We start from the raw sequence: 21634 nt of genomic DNA on the forward strand, positions 1-21634 counted from the left end.
ATCGGCGCCTCATAATTCATGGATCATTACAACCACACCATGCGGATCGACAAACCGCTCTGGCATGAAGGGCTGATTCTTACGCAGCAGCATTTCCAGCAGCAGGAACGCTGGAACGGGTTCGCGCTGCAACAACTGGCTTCGGCGATTGCCGTTGAGCCGTGGGGGACGCTGAACGTCGACGTCGACGAAGAGGCTCTTGCCGCCGGTCGCCTGAAGCTCACCCGGCTGCAATTGCGCTTCCCCGACGGCACGCCGATCGACACGACCGTCGCCGATGCGTTGCCGCCCGCGCGCGACCTGACCAGCGAAATTCCTGTCGATGCCCAGACCATCGACGTGCTGGCCGCGCTCGCGCTGCCCGATGCGAACGGCAACAACTGCCGCTTCGACGAAACGGCGCTGGCCCGCCCGCGGCGCGCGTATCGCGAATTCGTCAAGGTGACAGACCTGAACGGCGCAAGCGAAACCGAAATCGCCGCCGAGCGCCACGCCGTCCGGTTGCTGTTCGGCTTCGAGTCGCACGCGGACGACACGGCATGCGCTATCGCACGACTGATACGGACGACAAGCGGACAGTTCCAGGTCGATCGCCGATATGTCCCGCCTTGCCTGACGTTATCCGGTCACGCGCTGCATATCGAGCGCGTCCAACGGATCGCCGATATCCTCGCCGCCAAAAGCTCGATCCTCGGTGCGCGCCGCAGCGAGCGCATCGAGCAGGTGGCCGAATACGGCGTCGCCGACGTCCAGCTTTTCTGGCTCCTGAACTGCATTCATCAGGCCTGGCCGCAACTGCGCTTCCTGGCGTCGCACCCGGGGCAGCCGACCGATCGCCTGTACCAGGTACTCACCCAGTTGGCCGGCTCGCTGACCACGTTCTCGACGCGCGTCTCGCTGACCGATATTCCCCCTTACGATCATGCGAGCTCCCATGACGTGTTCACGACGCTCGAATCGCTGATTCGCGATCTGCTCGACGCGATCATCCCGTCACGGGTCGTCTCGATCGGGCTCTCGCATACGACGCCGACCACCTGGGTCGGCCAGTTCCGCGACGAACGCATCGTCGAAGGGGCCGCGGACTGGTATCTGTCCGTCAACGCCGCACTGCCGGCATTCGAGCTCGTCGAACAGCTCCCGCGCCTGTGCAAGATCGGCGCACCGGACGACGTCGAACATATCGTCAATTCCGCCGTTGCGGGAATTCCGCTCAAGGCTGTGCAGCGGGTGCCCGGTGCCATTCCGGTCCGGCTGGACAACCACTATTTCGCGCTCGATGCGCGCGACACCGCGCATGCGAGGATGCTCGCCGCACGCGCCTGCCAGATCTATCTGCCGGCGTCGGTTCACGACGCGTCGATCGAACTCTATGCGGTGCTGCGCTGATGAACACCCTCGTCTCCACACGTCACGAAGCCGCACTGCTTGCGCGGGAGCCGTCGTCCGGTCACTCGCCTCGAGCGTCGATACGTGCGCTGCTGCGCGATACGGCGCTGCTCGTCTCTCATCTGTCGAACGGCGGTCAGGTCGACAACCAGGAGAACCTGCGTCGGCAATGCCTCCGGCTCGTCGCCCAGTTCTCGACAGCGCTCGATGCGCAAGGGATTGCCGCTGACGTACGGGACGATGCCGTCATCGCCCAGTGCGGGCTGATCGACGAAGCCGCCCTGCGGTATCTGCCGGCCGCCAGCAAGGGGGACTGGGAGTCCCGACCGTTGCAGGTCGACCGATTCGGCACGCACGACGCCGGCACGCGCATTTACGAACGGCTCGAGTTCCGGATGCGCGAACCCGCACCGAACGTCGACTTGCTCGAATGCTACGCGGCCGTTCTCGGCCTGGGATTCCGCGGACGCTACGCCGCCCGCTCGGGCGCATCGGCAGACGCGCACGACGGCGAAGCGAAACGTCAGGCACTGATCGCCGCACTGGTGGCGCAGATAGATCAGTTGCGGCCGGCCACGCGGCCGGGCTTCGTCACCGATCGCTCGAACACGCGTCTGATCGACCGTCTCAGAAGCCTGTCGCCATGGGCGATCGCGGGAACGGCCTGCGTGATCGCGATACTCGTCTGGTTCGCGTGGGATCGCATCCTCGATGCGGAACTGGCACAACTCGTTCAGAAAGTGAAACGGCCGTGACTTCGGACACCACGCACCCACCTGCCGCCACCCACACCGATTCCGATGCGGCACGCGCGGCCCTGTCGGGCCTGGGCTATCCGCTACGCTCGGTCGTGACGCTGTCCGCGGCGCTGACGCTGGCCGTCATCGGAGGGGTGATGCCCGTCGATCGCGGCGTCATGTGGGGATGGGTGGCATTCATCGTCGCACTCTCCGTGCTGATCCTCTGGCGGCATTCGCGCAGATTGACGCGGGCTCGCGAACGGAACGTACACGTGATCGCGCAGCTCGGCGCAGCGACCGCCGACCTGCCCGTCGCTCTGCGCACGAGAATGCCGCTCGCCCTCGTCATCGGTGACGGCCTGCCGGCCTTGTTCGATCGCGATACGGCACGCTCGCGCTTCGTCCATGTTGGCGACGGTGCAATCTGGTTACGCGCAGATCGGCCCCAGGATCTCCCCCGGCTCGCTGTCGCGGTCCGCCAGTGGCGCGACGGCCATGCGCCGGATTGCGTCGTGCTGTCGGTCGCGCCGGGCCTTCATGCGAACGACGATACGCTGTCGCAGTCGTTGCGCGTGATCCGTCAGGCCGTTGCGGATGCGTCTCGCATGCTCGGCACGTCGCTGCCGGGCTACGTCGCCCTCTATCAGCGACTCTCGAACGCAGATGCCGCGACGATGCCGGCGGCCGGTGAATCGGCGGCCCAGTGGTATGGCATGTCGACGGGATCGGCAATCGTCGATCTGCACCGCTTCGACGCCGCAATCGACGCAGCCGAGTCGGATGCGTTCCATGCCGACGGAAGCCAGGCGGTCGCGGCGCGTGCCGCCGGAATCGCGTCGATGATCGGATGGAGCCGCCGTATCGTGTTCGACCCGCTGACGGATCGACGCCAGCCCGCCTCGCCCTGGCCGCTGTTCGGCGCCGGCTGGATCGACCATGGCCCGGCAACGGGCCCCGGCAAACCGTGGGAACGTGAAGTACGCGGCCAGACGGGTATCGCTCCCTCTGCACTGCCTGCGTCGCCGCTGCCCTGGCCCTTGCCGCAGCCGCTGATCGACGCGACGCCACGCCGGTCGTGGCGATCGCCGCGCATCACCGCCGTCGCGCACGTCATTGCGATCGTTGCCTGTGCTGCGATCGCCGCCATCTGCTGCGCCGCGAAGAACAACGAGGCGCTGATGGCTCGCATCGGCGAGCACCTCGAACGCTACAACGGTATCCCTGCCACGCAGGACGCGGCAAAACGCGACGCGCTCCGGGTCCTTGCGTCGGATCGCGATCAGCTCGACCGGTACGCGCGTGTCGGCGTTCCGCTCCGGCTGTCGTTCGGCACTTATCACGGTGCACCGCTGCTGCCGGTCCTCAACGAAGCCATCGCCTCGTATGAACCGCCCCCACCGCCGCCCGCCGTCGTCACGCTGGACAGCATGTCGCTGTTCGACAGTGGCAAAGCGCAGCTCAAGACGGGCACCACGCGCGCGATGGTCGATGCGCTCGCACTGATCAATGCACATCCCGGCAAGCGCGTGCTCGTCGCCGGCTATGCAGACGATCAGGGCCGGCCCGATCGCAACCTGAAGCTGTCGATCGAGCGAGCGTCGGCCGTGCGCGACTGGCTCGTCGAGGCATCCGGCATCGCACCGACACAGTTCGCGATCCAGGGCTATGGCGATACGCGACCGGTCGCGGATAACGCCACACCGGAGGGGCGAGCAAAGAATCGTCGGGTCGAGATCACGCTCGTGCCCGATACACCGGTGCCTGCCGTCCCGACCGGTGCCGCGAAGTAATACGCGTTTGGGTTCCCGAGGCGGCCGCCTCGGGTTTGTCAACGCCGGAATCCGATTCCGGCGATTCGTAGTACGAAGAAGAAGGAGTGAACAAATGGCAATTCCGGCCTACATGTGGCTCAAGGACGACGGCGGTGCGGACATCAAGGGTTCGGTGACCGTCCAGGATCGCGAGGGCAGCGTCGAACTGGTTGCGTTCGATCACGGCGTGCACATTCCAACCGACGGCAATACGGGCAAGCTGACCGGCACGCGCGTGCACAAGCCGATCACGCTGACGAAGGAGACGGACGCATCGACGCCCTATCTGTACAAGGCTGTGACGAGCGGCCAGACGCTGAAGTCGGTCGAGATCAAGTGGTACCGGATCGACGACGCGGGCAAGGAGAAGGAATACTTCAACACGAAACTCGACAACGTGAAGATCGTCGCGGTGAAGCCAAAGATGCTCGACATCAAGAACCCCGACTACGAGAAGCACAACCATCTCGAAGACGTTGAACTGCGTTACGAGACGATCACGTGGTCCTACAAGGACGGCAACATCATCCACAAGGACACCTGGAACGAACGTTCCTGATGGACTGAACAGCTGGCGGATTCCGTCGCTCGCGCGACGGGAATTCCGCCGCTCCCGGCAACCGCCCTCCTCCCCTCCTGACCCGCTACCGACATGACGCCGCCGCTCCGGGACGCTTCCCATCTCATTCGCTGCCTCAATCCCCACTGCACGCGTGCGCTCGAAGCCGCCGCGAGTCTTTGCCAGACCCGGCTCGCCGACGAAATCGCGGTCGAACACTGGGTGTTGAAGCTGATCGAGGCGGACGATGGCGACATTCCCGCGCTGCTGCGCCACTACGATCTCGACATCGATGCCGTCTGGGAGGCAATGATCGAGGTGATCGACCGCATTCCACGCACGTTGCGCGGCATGCCGGCGCTGTCGCGACAGCTCGCCACCGTGATCGAGGATGCGTGGGTGCATGCGATGGCCGACGATCGCGCCGGCACCATTCGCTCCGGACATCTGCTGCAGGCCATCGTCGATGCGCCGCACGTGCTGCGAACGCAGCGTGCGTGGCCACTGCTGTCGGTCTCCAGCGTGCAGATCCAGCGCGTGCTGCCGCGGCTTGGACGACGGTCGTGCGAAAACGCCGGCGACGACCCCATACGAGCGCGCGAAACCGACTCGGCCGGCGATCTGCCCGCCGACGGCACGACGCCGTCGGCCACCTCCCCGCAACACACCCCAGCGCGCACGGTCGAACCTGACGCGCTCGCGCGCTTCGCACTCGACCTGACCGAAAAAGCGCGTCGTGGCGAGATCGATCCTGTCTTCGGCCGCGACCGGGAGATCAGGCAGATGATCGACGTGCTCGCACGGCGCCGCAAGAACAATCCGATCCTCGTCGGCGAGCCCGGCGTAGGCAAGACCGCGCTGGTCGAAGGGCTCGCATTGCGCGTAGTCGAAGGCAGCGTGCCGGAAACGATCCGGGATACGCGCATCCTGACGCTCGATCTCGGCTTGCTGCAAGCCGGTGCGGGCGTGAAAGGCGAATTCGAACAACGGCTGAAGAACGTCATCGACGAAGTGCGGGCTTCGGCCACGCCGATCCTGCTGTTCATCGACGAAGCGCACACGTTGATCGGCGCAGGCAACGCCGCCGGCGGCGCCGACGCGGCCAACCTGCTGAAGCCGGCGCTCGCGCGCGGCGAATTGCGCACGATCGCGGCCACCACGTGGGCCGAATACAAGGAATACTTCGAACGCGATGCCGCGCTCGAACGACGTTTCCAGGTGATCAAGGTCGACGAACCGGACGACGATACGGCCTGCGTGATGCTGCGCGGGCTTGCGAGCCGATACGCGAAGCATCACGACGTCCACATCCGAGACGAAGCGATCGTCGCGGCCGTGCGGCTGTCGCGCCGCTACATCCCGGCCCGGTTGCTCCCGGACAAGGCGGTCGACCTGATCGACACGGCGGCGGCACGCGTGCGGATGGCGCTCGACGTCCCGCCGACGGAACTGCAACAGGCTCGCGCAACGCTGGCGGCGCTCGAACTGGAGCGCGCCGCACTCGATGCGGACGCCGGCGCCGGGATTGCCGATATCGCCGGACGGCGCGCCGCCATCGACATCGATCACAACACCCTGCGCGACACTGCCGATGCGCTGCTCGGCCAGTACACACGGGAACGCAAGCTCGTCGGGATATTACGTACGCTGCGCAGCGCGTCCGAGCGGGCGCCCGATCCGGTCGCCGTCTCCAACACGATCGATGCGTTATCGACCGTTCAGGGTAAAGCACCGATGATTTCGCCCGACGTCGACGCACAATCCATCGCGCGTGTCGTCGCCGAATGGACGGGCGTGCCGGTCGGCAATCTCGTCGAGGACGAATTGCGCAGCCTGCTCGCGCTCGAGGCGACGCTCGCTGCCCGCGTCATTGCACAAGACGACGCGATCGCTGCACTGGCCGAGAGCCTGCGCACCGCCAAGGCGGGCCTGAAAAGCGAACACGCACCGCTCGGCGTGTTCCTGCTGGCCGGACCATCCGGCATCGGCAAGACTGAAACCGCACTGGCGCTCGCCGACCTGCTGTTCGGCGGAGAAGCCGCACTGACGACGATCAATCTGTCCGAGTACCAGGAAGCGCACACGGTGTCGCAACTCAAGGGCTCGCCGCCCGGCTACGTCGGCTATGGACGCGGCGGCGTGCTGACCGAAGCGGTACGTCAGCGCCCGTACAGCGTCGTCCTGCTGGACGAAGTCGAGAAGGCGCATCGCGACGTGCTCGACATCTTCTATCAAGTGTTCGACCGTGGCACGATGCGCGACGGCGAGGGGCGCGAGATCGATTTCCGCAACTGCGTGATCGTGATGACGTCCAATCTCGGCAGTGCAGAAATCGACGACGCGACAGCCGACGGCGCGTCGATTACGCAGGCAGGCCTGCGAGAAGCCATTCACTCACAACTGGTCGCGCACTTCCAGCCGGCGCTGCTCGCACGCTTCCAGACACTCGTCTACCGGCCGCTCGACGCCGCCGCGCTCGCGTCGATCGTGCGCATCAAACTGGGCAAGATTGCCCGGCGCCTCCATCGGCAACATGCCGTGACACTGACGTACGCCGACGACCTGATCGAATCGATCGCGCAACGCTGCGTGTCGCGGGAATCCGGCGCACGCAGCGTCGACGCGTTCCTCAATCAACGCGTGCTGCCGGTTGTCTCGCACGAACTGCTTGCCCGGATGGCCGAAGGTGTCACGCCGAGTGAAATCCTGCTGTCGGCAGCGCCCGACGGTACGATGACAATCGATTTCATCGACGTACCGCGGGCCGTCAACGAAGGCGCAGGCCAACGGAGCCATCGATGACCGCCGGCCCGTCCCTCTACGACATGCTGCTCGGCCAGATCGGCGGCGAACCGATCGGCGCTTACGACGACCGCACACTCGAATGCCTGAGCGTTCAGCAGAACGTGCGCCGCATTCTCAACACGCGGGCAGGCGCGCTGAAACACCTGCCCGACTATGGCCTACCCGACCTGACGAACATCTACAAGGCTCTGCCCGCGTCGGCGCATTTGCTCAAGCAGCAAATGGAAGCAACGCTGTTGAAGTATGAGCCGCGCATCCGCTCGATCGACGTCGGAATCGTCGATGACCGCGATCCTGGCATCCTCGTCAGCTTCGAGATGACCTGCCACCTGAAGAACGCGGGGCTCGTGCGTTTCGGCACTTACTTCGAGCCGCCCGGTCGTCTGCGCATCGAACGGTACGTCGCCCGCTCATGACCACGCGCGATCAGCCCTCGTGCGCCAGATGCACCGCATACCCCACCTTCCCCGGCACGATCCCGTCCTTCAGCGTCAACGCCGGAATCTCGTAATCGCCCGCGTTCTGCCGGCGGAACGGGATCGGCTGCGTGGTCCACAGTTCGTCCAGGCGCTTGCCGAGCGCCGCACGCGTTTCGTCGAAGCGCGCGTCGTTCATCTTCCCCGTCCGGTAGATCACGAACGGCGGCAGCACCGCGAAGCCCGGGTAATACAGCATCCCGTGCTGGATCGGGAACAGCACGTCGTCGATCGGTCCGTTGATGCCACGCGGGCTGTAATGCGACTCCCACCCGCCCGCCGTGACGATCACCATCGCGCGCTTGCCGGCAAGCGAACCTTCTCCATAACGATTACCCCAGTGCGTGTCGGAATGCTCGCCCACGCCGTAAGCGAAGCCGCACGCATACACGCGCTCGAACCAGCCCTTCATGATCGCCGGCATCGAGAACCACCACAGCGGGAACTGCAAGATCACCGCATCGGCCCACCGCAGCTTGTCCTGCTCGCGCACGATGTCTTCGCGCTGCGTGCCGGTTGCAAACGCGTGCTTCGAGTCGTTCGACGGATCGAAGCGCGCGTCCGGCTCACGCCCGGTCAAGTCGTCCGCGTCGAACGCCGCCTTCCAGTTCATCGCATACAGGTCGGTCACCTGCACCGTGTGGCCGGCCGCTTCGAGATGGGCGACGGAGAAGTCACGCAATGCGCCGTTCAGCGAACGCGGTTCGGGATGGGCATAGACGATCAGCACATTCATGTTCGGTACTCCGTTGATTGAATGACTGCAGGATGCCGCCGCCAACGGTATATTTGAAATGAATTCCTGATATTCCAGGTATAGCCATGAATAATTTCAGACGACTCGATCTCAATCTGCTCGTCACGCTGGACGTGCTGCTCGTCGAGCACAACGTCACGCGCGCGGCCGAGAAACTGAACATGTCGCAGCCGTCGGTGAGCGTGCAATTGCAGAAGCTGCGCGACGTGTTCGGCGATCCGCTGCTGCTGCCGGGGCCGCGTGGAATGCGGCCGACCGCGCGCGCGGAAGCGCTGCGCGAACCGTTGCGCGATGCGCTCGAAGCGGTCGAGCGCGCGGTCATTCCGGCCACGCCGTTCGATCCCGCGACTGCGACGAACACGTGGCGCGTGGCCGCGACCGACTACGGCGAATCGACGATCGTGCTGCCCGCGCTGAACACGCTGCGTTCGGCCGCGCCCGCCACACGCCTCGCCGTGGTCGAGCTGGTACCGCCGCGCATCGAGCAGGATACCGAACGAAACGGCATCGACCTCGTCTTTCATATGACCGAAGCGTCGCCGCCCGGGATGCGGCGCTTGCCGCTGTTCGCCGAGCGTTACGTGCTCATCGGCCGTGCCGGGCACCCGAAGCTGAAGCGGCGCCCGACGCTCGCGCAGTTCGGCACGCTCGAGCACGTGATCGTGTCGCCCGACGGCGGTGGCTTCTTCGGCGTGACGGACGAAGCGCTCGCGAAGGTGGGCGCCACGCGGCGCGTCGTGCTGTCGGTGCCGCATTTCCTGTTCGTGCTGTCGGCCGTGGCGAGTACCAATCTCGTCGCGATGGTGCCCGAGCGGCTGGTGCGCGACGTGCCCGCGCTGCGTGTCGTGGCCGCGCCCGTCGACGTGCCCGGCTATGAAATGTCGATGCTGTGGCACGAACGCGTGCATCGCGATCCGGCGCATCGGTGGTTGCGGGAGACGATCGCGGCAGCGGTGTAGATCGGTCGCGTGCCCGGGGCGGCCGCCTGCTTCGATCGCCATCGCACGAAATCCTTCATCCGGGGGTTGAAACCGCGCCAAACACTGTATATATTTACAGTGCTTTTGCACCATTTGACCCGAATTCCGTCATTCACAGACGAACGGACTTTTGTGAGGCGACCATGTTCCAGGCATCCGCATTCGATCCCGAGCAACCCGGCTTCAACCCCGTCCACTTCGAGCGCGCCGCGCAGCGGGCGGTCGTCGATCTGCAGCGTGTCGCAGGCGGCCCCGCGCAGCGGGCGCTCGGCCTGCGGCGCCGCACCCATCCCGCGGCCGTGCGCACGATGAGCTGGCAGGCACTGCTGAACGTCGAAGAGCTGGCATTCTCGAATGCCGGCTTCCTGAGCCGCAACGATCCGGCCGTCGTCGACGCGTTCATCCGGCTGCGCGACAGCCGCCTGCTCGCCGCGGATGTCGAGGAGCCGGTCGACTGGCGCCGCGACGATGACGACCTGCCGGCCATCTACCTCATCGTCAAGGCGATGCTGGAAGCGGAAGAGGAAGAACGGGCCGAAGCGGCCTGAGCCGTGTGATGGCCAGTCGCCGTCACGGTCTGTCGGGGTAGCGCCGCCACATTACGTGGCGACGCGGCCGGCGCTGCGGCTCATGTCAGTCCTGCGCGAGCGAATCGGGGCGGCAGACGGCGAGCCACGAATCGCCGCACAAGCGGATCACCGCCACGCGGCGTACCTTAAAGGGGCCGTCGCAGCGACCGCTCGTTACAGCCGCGCGGCGAGCCGCGAGCCCTGATCGATCGCGCGCTTCGCGTCGAGTTCGGCGGCCAGTTCCGCGCCGCCGATCAGGTGCACCGAGCGCCCAGCCGCCTGCAGCGGCTCGAGCAACGCGCGCTGCGGCTCCTGCCCCGTGCAGAGCACGATCGTGTCGGCTTCGATCAACTCGTGATCGGTGCGCTGCTCGCCGTATGACACGTGTAGCCCGCGCGCGTCGATCTGTTCATAGTTCACGCCGCCGATCATCTTCACCTGCTTCATCTTCAGCGTCGCGCGGTGAATCCAGCCGGTCGTCTTGCCGAGCCCCTTGCCGAGCGGCGCGGCCTTGCGCTGCAGCAGCGTCACTTCACGCGCCGGCGCCGTCACCTGCGCACGCGTCACGCCGCCGCGCGTCGCGGCCGGGTCGGTCACGCCCCACTCGGCCTTCCACTCTTCCAGGTCGAGCGCCGGCGATTCGCCCTCCTGCACCAGGTACTCGGCGACATCGAAGCCGATCCCGCCCGCCCCGACCACCGCGACACGCCGGCCGACCGGCTGCCGGCCCGCGAGCACGTCGATGTAGCTGAGCACGTTCGGCCCGTCCTGCCCCGGGATCTTCGGGTCGCGCGGCGCGACGCCGGTCGCGAGCACGATCTCGTCGTAGCCGCCCGCGATCAGGTCGCTCGCGTCGACGCGGCGGTTCAGGTGCAGGTTCACGCCGGTCAGCTCGACCTGGCGGCCGAAGTAGCTCAGCGCTTCGTGAAACTCTTCCTTGCCCGGAATCCGCTTCGCCATGTTGAACTGGCCGCCGATCTCGGCCGCGCCGTCGAACAAATCGACCTGATGGCCGCGCTGCGCAAGCACGGTCGAGCATGCGAGCCCGGCCGGCCCCGCGCCGACCACCGCGATGCGCTTTGGCTGCGCGGTGGGCGTGTATTTCAGTTCCGTCTCGTGGCACGCGCGCGGGTTCAGCAGGCACGACGCAATCTTGTTCCTGAACGCGTGATCGAGGCACGCCTGGTTGCAGCCGATGCACGTATTGATCTCGTCGGCACGGCCCTGCGCGGCCTTGACGACGAACTCCGCATCCGCGAGCAGCGGGCGCGCCATCGACACCATGTCCGCGCAGCCGTCCGCGAGGATCTGCTCGGCCACTTCGGGACGGTTGATGCGGTTGGTCGTCACGAGCGGAATGCCGACCTCGCCCTTCATCTTCTTCGTCACCCACGCGAACGCGCCGCGCGGCACCGACGTCGCGATCGTCGGCACCCGCGCCTCGTGCCAGCCGATCCCCGTGTTGATGATGGTCGCGCCCGCGCGCTCGACGGCCTTCGCGAGCTGCACGGTTTCGCTCCAGTCGCTGCCGTCCGGAATCAGGTCGAGCATCGACAGCCGGTAGATCAGGATGAAATCGCGGCCGACCGCTTCGCGCGTGCGCTCGATGATCTCGATCGGCAGCCGGATCCGGTTCTCGTACGAACCGCCCCACTGGTCGGTGCGCTTGTTCGTATGCATCGAGATGAACTGGTTGATCAGGTAGCCTTCGGAGCCCATGATCTCGACGCCGTCATACCCGGCTTCCCGCGCGAGCTTCGCGCAGCGGACGAACGCGCGGATTTGCCGCTCGACGCCGCGCGCGCTCAGTTCGTGCGGCGCGAACGGCGAGATCGGCGACTTGATCTTCGACGGCGCGACCGCGAACGGGTGATAGCCGTAGCGTCCCGTATGCAGGATCTGCAGCGCGATCTTGCCGTCCTCCGCGTGCACGGCCTCCGTGATCTCGCGATGCCGCCGCGCGGCGGCCGACGTCATCAGCGTGCCGCCGAACGGCTTGGTCCAGCCGGCCACGTTCGGCGCGAAGCCGCCCGTCACGATCAGTCCGACGCCGCCGCGGGCGCGTTCGGCGAAATATTCGGCGAGCCGCGGCAACGTCTTGCGGCTGTCCTCGAGGCCCGTGTGCATCGAGCCCATCAACACGCGGTTCTTCAGCGTCGTGAAGCCGAGATCGAGCGGGGCGAGCAGGTGGGGAAAGGTCGTGGTCATGATGAGCGTGCCGATTCGTGCCAGTAAGCGATGCGTGACATCGTAGGCGCGCGCCGCCTTGAACGTGAGGGGGCAAACAGCCATAATGCTTGTCATTTCCGGCCAAGACGACATGACCTCCCCTCTCGCCAAGGACCGCCTCGGGCTGCGCCGGCCGACGATTCCGGTCGCCTATACACGCCTGTTGCTGCAGGCGCTGGCCGCGCGCGGGGTCGATCTGGCCGCCGTGCGCGCCGGCACGGGCCTGCGTGATGCCGTATTGGCCGAACCGGACGCGCGCGTCGCGCCGTCGCAATGGGGGCGGCTCGTGCTCAATGCGATCGAGATCGGCGGCGATCCGGGCATCGGGCTCGCGTTCGGGCTGCTGCTGAAGCCGACCGTGCACGGTTTTCTCGGCTACGCGACGCTGACCGCGCGGGACATCCGGGAAGCGCTCGCCGTCACGCAGCGCTACTTCCGGATGCGCAATCGCCAATATCGCCTGACCTATGCAGAAGACGAACGCGGCGCGACGCTCGAACTGCACGGCGTACAGGCCAGCCCCGTGCTGCAGCATCACGTGATGTTCGAATTCGTGCTGACCGGGCTTGCGCAGAACATTTCGCAATGGGTCGGACGCGAGTCGCCGCCGATCAAGCTGCAATTCGCGTGGCCGGAGCCGCCTTATTTCGCGCGCTATCGCGATCAATTGCCACCCGTCGAATTCGGCTGCGCCGCCAACGCGCTGTGGATCGCGCGCGACGTGCTCGACTGGCCGCTGCCGCTCGCCGACGAAGTCGCGCACCGGCAGGCGCTCGTGCAGGTGGAGCGCGAGTATGCGCAGGTGCGCCAGGAGGAAGGCGATCTGGTCGAACGGGTGCGCGCGGAGCTGGCACGCGGGGCCGGCGATTACCCGGGGCCGGAGACGCTCGCCGACGCGCTGCTCGTGTCGACCCGCACACTGCGACGCCGGCTCGAGGAAGCCGGCTCGAGCTATCGGCAATTGCTCGACGAAGCGCGGTTTCGCGACGCGAAGCAGTTGCTTGCCGCGTCGGATCTCGACCTGAAGACGATCGCCGAGCGGCTGCAATTCACCGACCCGGCCAATTTCACGCGCGCGTTCCGGCGCTGGGCCGGGCAGACGCCGAGTGCATATCGTGAAGCGGCTGCCGGGTTGACCGGACAGAAGCCGGACAGCGCACGCTAATCCGATTCGATCGTCGCATCCAGGCTCGTCGACGCACGCGCCGTCAGGACTTCGACGAACATTCCGACGAGCGGCTCGACGACGGGCTGCGTGGCCGGGCCCTCACCGATCACGGCAACTTCGGACGCGGGCAGCGCCGGCCATTGCGCGGACGTCGGCAGGATCTTCATGCCGGGCTGCAGGAACGACTTGCCCAGCGCGGTGACCCCCAACCCACCCGCCACCGCGGCCTGCACGCCGGTGAGATTGCTGGCCGTGCAGCCCACCGACCATTCGCGGCGTGCCGCATCCAGGCTTTCGGTCATCACTTCGCGATAGGCGCAAGGCGGCGGCATCATGACGAGGCGCGCAGGGCGGCCCGGGTCGTTCCGGTAGTTTTTCGCGGCCAGCCACACCAGCGGCTCGCGCCAGATCACGCGGCCGCGCAGTGGCGCGCCTTCCTGCTTCTGCCGGGCGAAGACCACGTCGAGCAGGCCGGCCCGATGCGCGTCGGCGAGTTCCGGGCTCGATCCGGTGACGAGTTCCAGCTGAACGGCCGGGAAGCGCTCGCCGAAGCGCGCGAGGATGAGCGGCAATTGCGCGTGCACGAGATTTTCGGAGACGCCGAGCCGCAACCGCTCGACTCGCTGCGGCTCCCGCCATTCGCGCATGAACGCGTCATACTGCGCCAGCAACCGCCGCCCGCCGGCGAGCACGCGCTCACCTTCCTGCGTCAGCCTCAGCGAGCGGCTCGTGCGCTCGAACACGCGCACGCCCAGCGCCTCCTCGAGCCGCAACACTTTCTGGCTGACGGCCGATTGCGAACGGCCGACGACGTCGGCAGCCGCCGTGAAGCTGCCCGTCTCGGCCACGGCGACGAACGCGTGCAGCAAATCCAGATCCAGATCCAGATCCAGATCCAGATCCAGATCCAGATCCAGCATCGTGCCCCATCCATTCGATAATCTTCTAGATCCAAGAAAGATTATTCGTTTGTCTTCTTGTTCGCAAGTTCACACAATGACTGCGTGTCACCCGGACTCGATCGCGAGCCGCGGCAGGCAACGGATCAACGTCGTCGTATCAACGGAGCAGGAAGATGAGCAAACGCAATTCGGTCGAGATCGTCGAGCACTTCTGGCGGGAAGTCTGGCAGGCGCGCAACCCCGACGCGGTGGACGCACTCGTCGCCGAGGATTTCGCGATCACGTCGGGCGGCGTGGTCATCCGCTCGCGCGCGGCATTCAAGACGTGGGTCGCGGCGTTCCTCGCGAGCATCGACGACTTCCGGTTCGACGTCGTCGAAACGTTCCAGAACGAAGCGGGCGACCGTGTCGCGAGCCGCTGGCGCGTGACGGGGAAGAACAACGGGTTCATGGGATCGGCGCCGTGCGGGTCGCCCATCGACATGACGGGCACGGCCGTCTGGCACGTGCGCGACGACGGGCTGCTTCAGCACAACTGGGTCGAACGCAATGCGCTCGAGGTGCACCGGAGCCTGAAGGGGGCGCAGTTGTAACGCCCGGGCGAGGCGAGCAAGCGCGCTCGCCGTGCCGTACGCGGATCGATCAGGCCGAACGCGCCGCGCCGCCCAGATCGATCCGCGCGCCGCCGTCACCCTCTTCCGCTTCGATCCGCACCTCCCCCGTCGCGGCGACGATCGCGTCGTACACGTCGTCGGTCACGCACACCACCGGCACCGCGATCGCATACAGCTCGGCCGCCACGATCGCGCCGATCGAGACGATCAGGTCGCGCTCCTTCAGCACGATCGCGACCGGCCCCGTGCCGTTGCGCACGGCTTCCGCGAGCACGCTGCTGCTCGAACTCGAGCCCTTCGCGTGCGGCATCACCATCACCTTGCCGGCGAGGCTCGCACCGGCCTGCGGATGCCCGCGATCGACGATCTTTCCCGCGCCCGAGTCGTAGCCGCCCCAGAAGCTGAGCGGCTTGTCGAGCACGAACGGGCGCGCGCATGCGCTGCCCGGCACGAGCGTGTCGCCCGTCATCATCCTCCCCGTCGCGTCAGTCATCGAATCGCACCTTTCCTTCGTACGCCGAACGCACGCATTCGCGCATGCTGCCGTACGCGACCGTCACGCCGATGTTCGCGGGCGCATACGACGCCCATTTCCCCGAATTGGTCATCACGAGCCCCGACAGTTGCTTCATCACCGGCGTGATGTAGGTGCAGGTATCGACGACGATCTGGATGCCGCGTGCAGCGAATTTCTCCGCGAGGCCGGCCTCGTCCAGTTCCCACAGGATGAACCGGCTCGTGTTCACGTAGAAATCGCAGGCCGGCTTGCCGTCGAACGCGTCGAGCAACGTATCGAGCGTGCGGAATTCGGCCAGCGAGAAATGCGGCGTGCCGAGCGCCACCGCGACAAGCGCATCGCCGGCCGCGCCGTGGTTCAGCGTGCGGCGAATCTCGTCGAGATCGGCCATCGCGACATCGACCGTGCGTTGCGCCGCTTGTCCGTGCAACGCGGCATCGAGCGTGGACGCTTCCGGCGTCACGCCGACCGCATGGAACAGTGCGACAGCACCGCTCGACGCGGCGGCCGCGCCAAGTGCCTTGAGTTCGTCTTCCGTGGTGTCCGCCGGCAGCCCGACGATCGCCGGCACGACCGCGCCCGCGATCCGGCCGATCAGCAGCCCGAGTGCGGCGAAATAGATGTCGCGCGAGGCCAGGCGACTGAAATCCGGTGCGTTGAACACGATCCGCGCGGCGCGATTCGCTTCGACATGCAGCCCCGCATACGGCGCACGCCCGGTGATCGCCGCGGCCAGGTCGAGAAAATCGCCGTACCGGCTCGTCCGCGCGCCGAGCACCGAGTTCGCGAACACGATCGCATTCGATTCGGCCCACGCGATCTGCTCGCCTTTCGCGGGACGGTTCTTCAGTTGATAGGGCGCGCACGTGAAGCTCGATTCGCAGCCGAGCTGCAGATGCGCATCCATCAGGCGCTGCGCGTCGCGCTGAATCGTGCGATCGCCGTGGTACAGCTCGGGATGGATCAGGTCGAGCGACCCGACGTTCAGCGTGGTCGGCACCGCGACCTTCGCGCCCGTGTCGACGAAATACTCGACGAAATCGAGGCTGGTCTGGCCGTGGTACAGGCAGCCGTCGATATGGGCAGACGTAATGTCGATCAGGTGCGGCGCGGACATCACGTGCGCCGTGCGCGCGACGATCCGCATCGCACGCGCGACGCCCTCGCCGAAATCCCCGCGCAGCATGGCGCTGTCGCGGTCACTCAACTGCAGCATCGATCGCTCCTCTGACGCGTGCCGACGGCGCCGGCTCGTGAAATCCGTCAGGGGGACTCTACAACTGGAAATAAAAACTGTCCAGATCGCCATCGATCCGGACAGTTTAAAAAACCAATTTCCGCCACTGAGCGCCCCCCGAAGCGACCAATGGCTAGAATTCCGCTCCAGTTTGCCGCCAGCCCGCCGCCTAGCGTTCCGCGGTCACACTGAACAGCTCGTCGCGCAGCGCCTTCGCGCGGTCGCGGCCGAACTGCGTCTCGAATTCGTCCTGTGCAGCCTGCCATGCGACTTTCGCTTCAGCGAACGTGCGCTCGCCCAGCTTGGTGAGGCTCAGCGCATGCGCGCGCGTGTCGTGCTCGGACGCGGCCGTCGCGACGAACCCGTCGCGCTGCAGCGGCTTCAGCGCGCGCAGCAACGTCGTGCGATCCATCACGAGCGTATCGGCGAGTTCGCTCATCAGCAGGCCGGGCTGGCGCGTCAGGTTCGCCATGATCGAGAACTGGGCGGGCGTGACGCCGACCGGGGCCAGATGGCGCTCGTACAGTTGCGTGACGAAGCGCGCCGCCTGACGCAGCGCGAGACAGTTGCACGCCTGGGCAATCGAGGTGTCGTTCATGTTTCGCAATTTATATGTGCATATGCATAAAGTCAATGTACACTCCGCCGTAACAAGGCCGGCGGCCGGCCCTCGCGTCAAGGAGACGGACATGGACTACATCGACAAGCTGCGGATTTTCCGGTCGGTGGTGGAGATGCGCAGCTTCACGCGCGCCGCCGACATGCACGGCCTCGCACGGCCGGTCGTGTCGCGCGCGGTCGCGGATCTCGAGGCACGCTTCGGCAGCCGGCTGCTGCACCGGACCACGCGCCAGGTGTCGCTGACCGAAACGGCCGAGCGCATCTACGAGCGCTGCGCGGCCGTGCTCGACGAACTCGACTCGCTCGAAGCGGAAGCGCAGTCGCCGACGCGCGAGCCCGAAGGCCTGCTGCGGCTCGTCGCGCACACGACGGCCACGCTGAACCGGCTGGTGCCGCTGATCGCCGGCTTCAAGGCCGCGCACCCGAAGGTGCGCCTCGACGTGACGCTGACCGAGCGCCCCATCGATCTCGTCGGTGAAGGCTACGACATCGGTATCGTCGTACCGTACATGCTGACGAACGAATCGACCGTCGTGCGGCTGATCGAGCGGATTCCGCTCGTGATCGTCGCGACACCCGCGTACCTGCGCGCCCATTCGCGCCCGGTCGCGCCGGCCGATCTCGCCGACCACCCGTTCGTGCCGATGTCGCCGTCGCTGCGCCGGCCCGCGCTGTCGTTCCGCGTCGACGGCAACACGCTGACCGTGCCGTTCCGCTTCGACATCTCGTCGAACAGCCCCGTCTTCAACCGTGAAATGGTGATGCACGACTTCGGCATCGGCGTCGTGCCGAAGACGCTCGTCGAGGCCCAGCTTGCGTCGGGCGCGCTCGTGCAGTTGCTGGCCGACGCCGATCTCGTCGATGCGTCCGTCGAGATCAAGCTCGCCTACGCGAACCGCGCGCTGCTGCCCGCGAAGGTCAAGACGTTCATCGACTACACGGCCGCCTATTGCGACCGCGAAGGCTGGATCGTTCCGGCGGCAGCCTGACGCCGATTGGTACAGCCGCGACAACAATCTGATCGTGCCCCGCCGCTCGCTTCGCGCCGCATTGCCTCCTAACATGTGTACATGCACAAGATGACGCTCACCGATGACGATTGCTTTGCGGTCCGGCAAGCCGCCCGCCGGATCTCACAGTTCTACGAGCGTTATCTGTCGCGGGCGGGCGTGACGCCGTCGCAGTACAGCATTCTCGCGCTGCTGCGCGACCGGCCCGGCTTGACGATGGCGACGCTGTCGACCGTGCTGGTGATCGAACGCACCGCGCTGCTGCGCGCGCTCAAGCCGCTTATCGGTGCGGCGCTCGTGGCCGGCCGGATCGAGCCGCGATGCCGCCGCCAGACGTTCGCGCTGACCGCGCACGGCGAAACGAAGATCGCCGACGCGCACGTGCACTGGCTCGCCGCGCAGGAAGCGTTCGAGCAGCGGTTCGGGTCGGCGCAGGCGGCCCGCCTGAGAGACGAATTGTTCCGGATCACGCACAACCTGCCGGAACGCTAGCCCCTTCCCCGATCGACGACATGTCGTCGATCGACTTGATAAGTGCATATACATAGGTGAATCGATGGAAACGACCCAAGCCGCTGCCTCATCCCGTGAAGCAGCCACACTCGACCAGCCCGCGAAGCAACAGCGTCGCGTGCCGTGGATGCGCATCGCGGTGGGTGCCGTCGTCATCGTCGTCGTCGCCGCCGCGCTCGACTGGCTGTTCGTGCTGCGCTTTCAGGAAAGCACCGACGATGCGTATGTCGGCGGCGACGTGACCGTGCTCGCGCCGAAGGTCAACGGCTTCGTCGACAAGATCCTCGTGACCGACAACCAGCGCGTGAAAGCCGGCGACGTGCTCGTGCAGCTCGATGCGCGCGACTACGACGCGAAGCTCGCGCAGGCCAGCGCCGAAGTCGACAGCGCCCGCTCCGCCGTGACCGAACTCGAGGCGAAGCAGCAACTGCAATTCGCGGTGATCGGCCAGCAGGCGGCCGAGAAGAATGCGTCATCGGCCGAGCTGACGCGCGCCGCGTCGGATCGCGTGCGCTACCGTGAGCTCGTGAAATCCGACGCCGTGTCGAACCAGATCGTCGAACGCGCCGACGCCGACTATTCGAAGGCCGGCGCCGCCGTCGACCGCAGCGACGCTGCGCTGCTCGCGTCGAAGCGGCAGCTCGACGTGCTCGGCGCGCAGCTCGCCGACGCGCGGGCCCGCGTGAACACCGCGCTTGCCGCGCAGCGCGTCGCCGCGCTCAACGTCGAATACACGACGATCCGCTCGCCGGTCGACGGCTACGTCGGCAACCGCACGGGCCGCGTCGGGATGCTCGCGAACGTCGGCGTGCCGCTGCTGACGGTCGTGCCGGCATCCGGGCTGTGGATCGACGCGAACTTCAAGGAAGACCAGCTGCGCAAGATGCACGCGGGCGATCGCGTCGACGTGTCGCTCGATGCGTCGAACACGAAACTGCACGGCCGCGTCGACAGCCTCGCGCCCGCCACCGGCGCGACCTTCAGCGTGCTGCCGCCCGAGAACGCGACCGGCAACTTCACGAAGATCGTCCAGCGCGTGCCCGTGCGCGTGCATCTCGATCCGCAGCCGGGCCTCGACCATGTGCTGCGCCCCGGCCTGTCCGCGGTCGTGACCGTGCATACCGACCACGCGAACTGAGCGGGAGACGACGATGACCACCGCGTTTTCCGGCGACCCCGCGTCGCAACCAACCAGGCAGCGCGTGTTCGCCTTCGCGCTGATGTGCGTCGGCTTCTTCATGGCGACGCTCGACATCCAGATCGTCGCGTCGTCGCTGCGCGACATCGGCGGCGGACTTTCCGCCAGCCAGGACGAACTGTCGTGGGTGCAAACCGCCTACCTGATCGCCGAGATCATCGTGATCCCGATGTCGGGCTGGCTGTCGAAGGTGATGTCGACGCGCTGGCTGTTCGCCACATCGGCGGTCGGCTTCACGATCACCAGCATGCTGTGCGGCGTCGCGTGGGACATCAACTCGATGATCCTGTTCCGCGGGCTGCAGGGTGCGCTCGGCGCCGCGATGATCCCGACCGTGTTCACCACCGCGTTCGTGCTGTTCCCCGGCAAGCAGCGGCTGATCGCATCGACGACCATCGGCGCGCTCGCGTCGCTCGCGCCGGCGATCGGCCCCGTGATCGGCGGCTGGATCACCGACCAATGGTCGTGGCACTGGCTGTTCTACCTGAACCTCGTGCCGGGCATCGCGGTGGCCGCACTCGTGCCGCGCTACGTGCACATCGACGAACCCGACCTCAGCCTCATCAAGCGCGGCGACTATCTCGGCATCGTGCTGATGTCGGGCTTCCTCGGCTGCCTCGAATACGTGCTGGAGGAAGGCCCGCGCAAGAACTGGTTCGGCGACGATGCGATCGTGATCTGCGCATGGATCTCCGGCATCTGCGGTTTCCTGTTCATCGTGCATGCGCTGACCGCGAAGGACCCGATCGTCGACCTGCGCGCGCTCGTCGTGCGCAACTTCGGGATCGGCAGCCTGCTGTCGTTCGTCACCGGCATCGGGATCTTCGTGACCGTGTTCCTCACGCCGCTGTTTCTGGCGCAGGTGCGCGCGTTCAGCTCGCTGCAGATCGGCATGGCGCTGCTGTCGGTCGGCGCGTTCCAGCTGATTGCGCTTTGTGCGTATGCGTTCGCCGCGCGCTACTTCAGCCTGCGCGCGCTGCTCGTGTTCGGGCTGATCTGTTTCGGGCTCGGCTGCTACCTGTACACGCCGATCACGCACGACTGGGGCTGGCGCGAACTGCTGCTGCCGCAGGCGCTGCGCGGCATCGGCCAGCAGTTCAGCGTGCCGCCGATCGTGACGATGGCGCTCGGCTCGCTGCCTCAGTCGCGCCTCAAATCGGCGAGCGGCCTGTTCAACCTGATGCGCAATCTCGGCGGGGCGATCGGCATCGCGGTGAGCGCGACGATGCTCAACGACCGTCTGAATTTTCATTACCTGCGCCTGAACGAGCACGTGAGCGCCGGCCAGCCGCAGATCGCGTCGCTGCTCGATCGGCAGGCCGCGTACTGGACGTCGGTGGCCGGCAACACGCTGGACACCGCGCAAGCCGGGCTCGCGAACCTGCATCACCTGATCTATCGCGAGGCGCTGACGCTCACCTATGCGGATGCGTACTACGCGCTGTCGCTGTGCTTCGTCGTCGCGCTGCTCGCGGTCGTCTTCTCCAAACCCATTTCCCTGAACGCGCCGCCGCCGGACGCGCACTGAGGTTGAGGTCA

At 66.4% G+C, this 21634-nt stretch carries 20 protein-coding genes; 14 read left to right on the forward strand and 6 right to left on the reverse strand.

Features of this window, described 5'->3' with window-relative positions; translation table 11 throughout:
* Positions 1 to 39 precede the first annotated feature (39 nt).
* The 6 genes from tssK to tssE all read left to right on the forward strand — a co-directional run bounded on the left by tssK (position 40) and on the right by tssE (position 7720).
* Positions 40 to 1389, forward strand: a complete 1350-nt coding sequence (gene tssK, locus CFB45_RS26530; protein ID WP_089429157.1) for a type VI secretion system baseplate subunit TssK — start codon at positions 40 to 42, stop codon at positions 1387 to 1389.
* A complete protein-coding gene (locus CFB45_RS26535) occupies positions 1389 to 2144 on the forward strand; it encodes a DotU family type IV/VI secretion system protein (protein WP_179255103.1) in 756 nt (251 codons plus the stop codon). Before tssK ends, CFB45_RS26535 begins: the two co-directional genes overlap by 1 nt.
* A gap of 140 nt (positions 2145 to 2284) precedes the next feature.
* Positions 2285 to 3919, forward strand: coding sequence for an OmpA family protein (locus tag CFB45_RS26540; RefSeq protein WP_256978443.1), 1635 nt, complete (start codon positions 2285 to 2287; stop codon positions 3917 to 3919).
* A gap of 94 nt (positions 3920 to 4013) precedes the next feature.
* On the forward strand, positions 4014 to 4499 hold the full coding sequence (locus CFB45_RS26545; protein ID WP_006750272.1) for an Hcp family type VI secretion system effector: 486 nt from the start codon (positions 4014 to 4016) through the stop codon (positions 4497 to 4499).
* Between the two features lie 93 nt (positions 4500 to 4592).
* Positions 4593 to 7301 carry a type VI secretion system ATPase TssH gene (gene tssH / locus CFB45_RS26550; protein WP_089428099.1) on the forward strand — a complete coding sequence of 903 codons (2709 nt, stop codon included), beginning with the start codon at positions 4593 to 4595 and terminating at the stop codon, positions 7299 to 7301.
* On the forward strand, positions 7298 to 7720 hold the full coding sequence (gene tssE / locus CFB45_RS26555; protein WP_089428100.1) for a type VI secretion system baseplate subunit TssE: 423 nt from the start codon (positions 7298 to 7300) through the stop codon (positions 7718 to 7720). Before tssH ends, tssE begins: the two co-directional genes overlap by 4 nt.
* Before the next feature lie 10 nt (positions 7721 to 7730).
* On the opposite strand, the gene CFB45_RS26560 is transcribed toward tssE, so the two are convergent.
* On the reverse strand, positions 7731 to 8516 hold the full coding sequence (locus tag CFB45_RS26560) for an NAD(P)H-dependent oxidoreductase (protein ID WP_089428101.1): 786 nt from the start codon (positions 8514 to 8516) through the stop codon (positions 7731 to 7733).
* Between the two features lie 86 nt (positions 8517 to 8602).
* Between CFB45_RS26560 and CFB45_RS26565 the strand changes: the two genes are divergently transcribed.
* Together CFB45_RS26565 and CFB45_RS26570 are read left to right on the forward strand one after the other, a co-directional pair.
* Positions 8603 to 9496, forward strand: a complete 894-nt coding sequence (locus CFB45_RS26565) for a LysR family transcriptional regulator (RefSeq protein WP_089428102.1) — start codon at positions 8603 to 8605, stop codon at positions 9494 to 9496.
* Positions 9497 to 9660: 164 nt separating this feature from the next.
* Positions 9661 to 10065, forward strand: coding sequence for a DUF2471 family protein (locus CFB45_RS26570; RefSeq protein WP_089428103.1), 405 nt, complete (start codon positions 9661 to 9663; stop codon positions 10063 to 10065).
* Positions 10066 to 10260: 195 nt separating this feature from the next.
* On the opposite strand, the gene CFB45_RS26575 is transcribed toward CFB45_RS26570, so the two are convergent.
* Positions 10261 to 12294: an NADPH-dependent 2,4-dienoyl-CoA reductase gene (locus CFB45_RS26575; RefSeq protein ID WP_089429159.1), complete on the reverse strand. Its 2034-nt coding sequence runs from the start codon at positions 12292 to 12294 to the stop codon at positions 10261 to 10263.
* Between the two features lie 85 nt (positions 12295 to 12379).
* Between CFB45_RS26575 and CFB45_RS26580 the strand changes: the two genes are divergently transcribed.
* On the forward strand, positions 12380 to 13480 hold the full coding sequence (locus CFB45_RS26580) for an AraC family transcriptional regulator (protein WP_089428104.1): 1101 nt from the start codon (positions 12380 to 12382) through the stop codon (positions 13478 to 13480).
* Here CFB45_RS26580 and CFB45_RS26585 read toward each other — a convergent pair.
* Positions 13477 to 14403, reverse strand: a complete 927-nt coding sequence (locus tag CFB45_RS26585; RefSeq protein WP_089428105.1) for a LysR family transcriptional regulator — start codon at positions 14401 to 14403, stop codon at positions 13477 to 13479. The two genes, CFB45_RS26580 and CFB45_RS26585, sit on opposite strands and share 4 nt — an antisense overlap.
* Before the next feature lie 155 nt (positions 14404 to 14558).
* Here CFB45_RS26585 and CFB45_RS26590 point away from each other — a divergent pair, with 155 nt between their 5' ends.
* Positions 14559 to 14978, forward strand: coding sequence for an ester cyclase (locus CFB45_RS26590; RefSeq protein WP_089428106.1), 420 nt, complete (start codon positions 14559 to 14561; stop codon positions 14976 to 14978).
* A 49-nt stretch (positions 14979 to 15027) separates the two neighbouring features.
* On the opposite strand, the gene CFB45_RS26595 is transcribed toward CFB45_RS26590, so the two are convergent.
* The 3 genes from CFB45_RS26595 to CFB45_RS26605 all read right to left on the reverse strand — a co-directional run bounded on the left by CFB45_RS26595 (position 15028) and on the right by CFB45_RS26605 (position 17351).
* The gene (locus CFB45_RS26595; protein ID WP_089428107.1) at positions 15028 to 15492 is read right to left on the reverse strand and encodes an aconitase X swivel domain-containing protein; all 465 of its coding nucleotides are present in this window, start codon (positions 15490 to 15492) and stop codon (positions 15028 to 15030) included.
* A complete protein-coding gene (locus tag CFB45_RS26600) occupies positions 15485 to 16732 on the reverse strand; it encodes an aconitase X (RefSeq protein ID WP_089428108.1) in 1248 nt (415 codons plus the stop codon). Before CFB45_RS26600 ends, CFB45_RS26595 begins: the two co-directional genes overlap by 8 nt.
* 190 nt (positions 16733 to 16922) lie before the next feature.
* The gene (locus CFB45_RS26605) at positions 16923 to 17351 is read right to left on the reverse strand and encodes a MarR family winged helix-turn-helix transcriptional regulator (protein ID WP_089428109.1); all 429 of its coding nucleotides are present in this window, start codon (positions 17349 to 17351) and stop codon (positions 16923 to 16925) included.
* 91 nt (positions 17352 to 17442) lie between these two features.
* Here CFB45_RS26605 and CFB45_RS26610 point away from each other — a divergent pair, with 91 nt between their 5' ends.
* The 4 genes from CFB45_RS26610 (at position 17443) to CFB45_RS26625 (ending at position 21623) form a co-directional block, all read left to right on the forward strand.
* Positions 17443 to 18363, forward strand: coding sequence for a LysR family transcriptional regulator (locus tag CFB45_RS26610; protein WP_089428110.1), 921 nt, complete (start codon positions 17443 to 17445; stop codon positions 18361 to 18363).
* A gap of 81 nt (positions 18364 to 18444) precedes the next feature.
* The gene (locus CFB45_RS26615) at positions 18445 to 18876 is read left to right on the forward strand and encodes a MarR family winged helix-turn-helix transcriptional regulator (protein ID WP_089428111.1); all 432 of its coding nucleotides are present in this window, start codon (positions 18445 to 18447) and stop codon (positions 18874 to 18876) included.
* Positions 18877 to 18940: 64 nt separating this feature from the next.
* The gene (locus CFB45_RS26620; protein ID WP_089428112.1) at positions 18941 to 20035 is read left to right on the forward strand and encodes an HlyD family secretion protein; all 1095 of its coding nucleotides are present in this window, start codon (positions 18941 to 18943) and stop codon (positions 20033 to 20035) included.
* A gap of 13 nt (positions 20036 to 20048) precedes the next feature.
* Positions 20049 to 21623, forward strand: coding sequence for a DHA2 family efflux MFS transporter permease subunit (locus CFB45_RS26625; protein ID WP_089428113.1), 1575 nt, complete (start codon positions 20049 to 20051; stop codon positions 21621 to 21623).
* Positions 21624 to 21634 lie beyond the last annotated feature (11 nt).

Source organism: Burkholderia sp. HI2500, from assembly GCF_002223055.1.
Taxonomy (GTDB): domain Bacteria; phylum Pseudomonadota; class Gammaproteobacteria; order Burkholderiales; family Burkholderiaceae; genus Burkholderia.

Bases quoted from the DNA above. Each gene is read 5' to 3' on its own strand.
- tssK (WP_089429157.1), top strand. From the start codon at position 40: ATGCGGATCGACAAACCGCTCTGGCATGAAGGGCTGATTCTTACGCAG.
- CFB45_RS26535 (WP_179255103.1), top strand. From the start codon at position 1,389: ATGAACACCCTCGTCTCCACACGTCACGAAGCCGCACTGCTTGCGCGG.
- CFB45_RS26540 (WP_256978443.1), top strand. From the start codon at position 2,285: ATGCCCGTCGATCGCGGCGTCATGTGGGGATGGGTGGCATTCATCGTC.
- CFB45_RS26545 (WP_006750272.1), top strand. From the start codon at position 4,014: ATGGCAATTCCGGCCTACATGTGGCTCAAGGACGACGGCGGTGCGGAC.
- tssH (WP_089428099.1), top strand. From the start codon at position 4,593: ATGACGCCGCCGCTCCGGGACGCTTCCCATCTCATTCGCTGCCTCAAT.
- tssE (WP_089428100.1), top strand. From the start codon at position 7,298: ATGACCGCCGGCCCGTCCCTCTACGACATGCTGCTCGGCCAGATCGGC.
- CFB45_RS26560 (WP_089428101.1), bottom strand. From the start codon at position 8,516: ATGAATGTGCTGATCGTCTATGCCCATCCCGAACCGCGTTCGCTGAAC.
- CFB45_RS26565 (WP_089428102.1), top strand. From the start codon at position 8,603: ATGAATAATTTCAGACGACTCGATCTCAATCTGCTCGTCACGCTGGAC.
- CFB45_RS26570 (WP_089428103.1), top strand. From the start codon at position 9,661: ATGTTCCAGGCATCCGCATTCGATCCCGAGCAACCCGGCTTCAACCCC.
- CFB45_RS26575 (WP_089429159.1), bottom strand. From the start codon at position 12,294: ATGACCACGACCTTTCCCCACCTGCTCGCCCCGCTCGATCTCGGCTTC.
- CFB45_RS26580 (WP_089428104.1), top strand. From the start codon at position 12,380: ATGCTTGTCATTTCCGGCCAAGACGACATGACCTCCCCTCTCGCCAAG.
- CFB45_RS26585 (WP_089428105.1), bottom strand. From the start codon at position 14,403: ATGCTGGATCTGGATCTGGATCTGGATCTGGATCTGGATCTGGATCTG.
- CFB45_RS26590 (WP_089428106.1), top strand. From the start codon at position 14,559: ATGAGCAAACGCAATTCGGTCGAGATCGTCGAGCACTTCTGGCGGGAA.
- CFB45_RS26595 (WP_089428107.1), bottom strand. From the start codon at position 15,492: ATGACTGACGCGACGGGGAGGATGATGACGGGCGACACGCTCGTGCCG.
- CFB45_RS26600 (WP_089428108.1), bottom strand. From the start codon at position 16,732: ATGCTGCAGTTGAGTGACCGCGACAGCGCCATGCTGCGCGGGGATTTC.
- CFB45_RS26605 (WP_089428109.1), bottom strand. From the start codon at position 17,351: ATGAACGACACCTCGATTGCCCAGGCGTGCAACTGTCTCGCGCTGCGT.
- CFB45_RS26610 (WP_089428110.1), top strand. From the start codon at position 17,443: ATGGACTACATCGACAAGCTGCGGATTTTCCGGTCGGTGGTGGAGATG.
- CFB45_RS26615 (WP_089428111.1), top strand. From the start codon at position 18,445: ATGCACAAGATGACGCTCACCGATGACGATTGCTTTGCGGTCCGGCAA.
- CFB45_RS26620 (WP_089428112.1), top strand. From the start codon at position 18,941: ATGGAAACGACCCAAGCCGCTGCCTCATCCCGTGAAGCAGCCACACTC.
- CFB45_RS26625 (WP_089428113.1), top strand. From the start codon at position 20,049: ATGACCACCGCGTTTTCCGGCGACCCCGCGTCGCAACCAACCAGGCAG.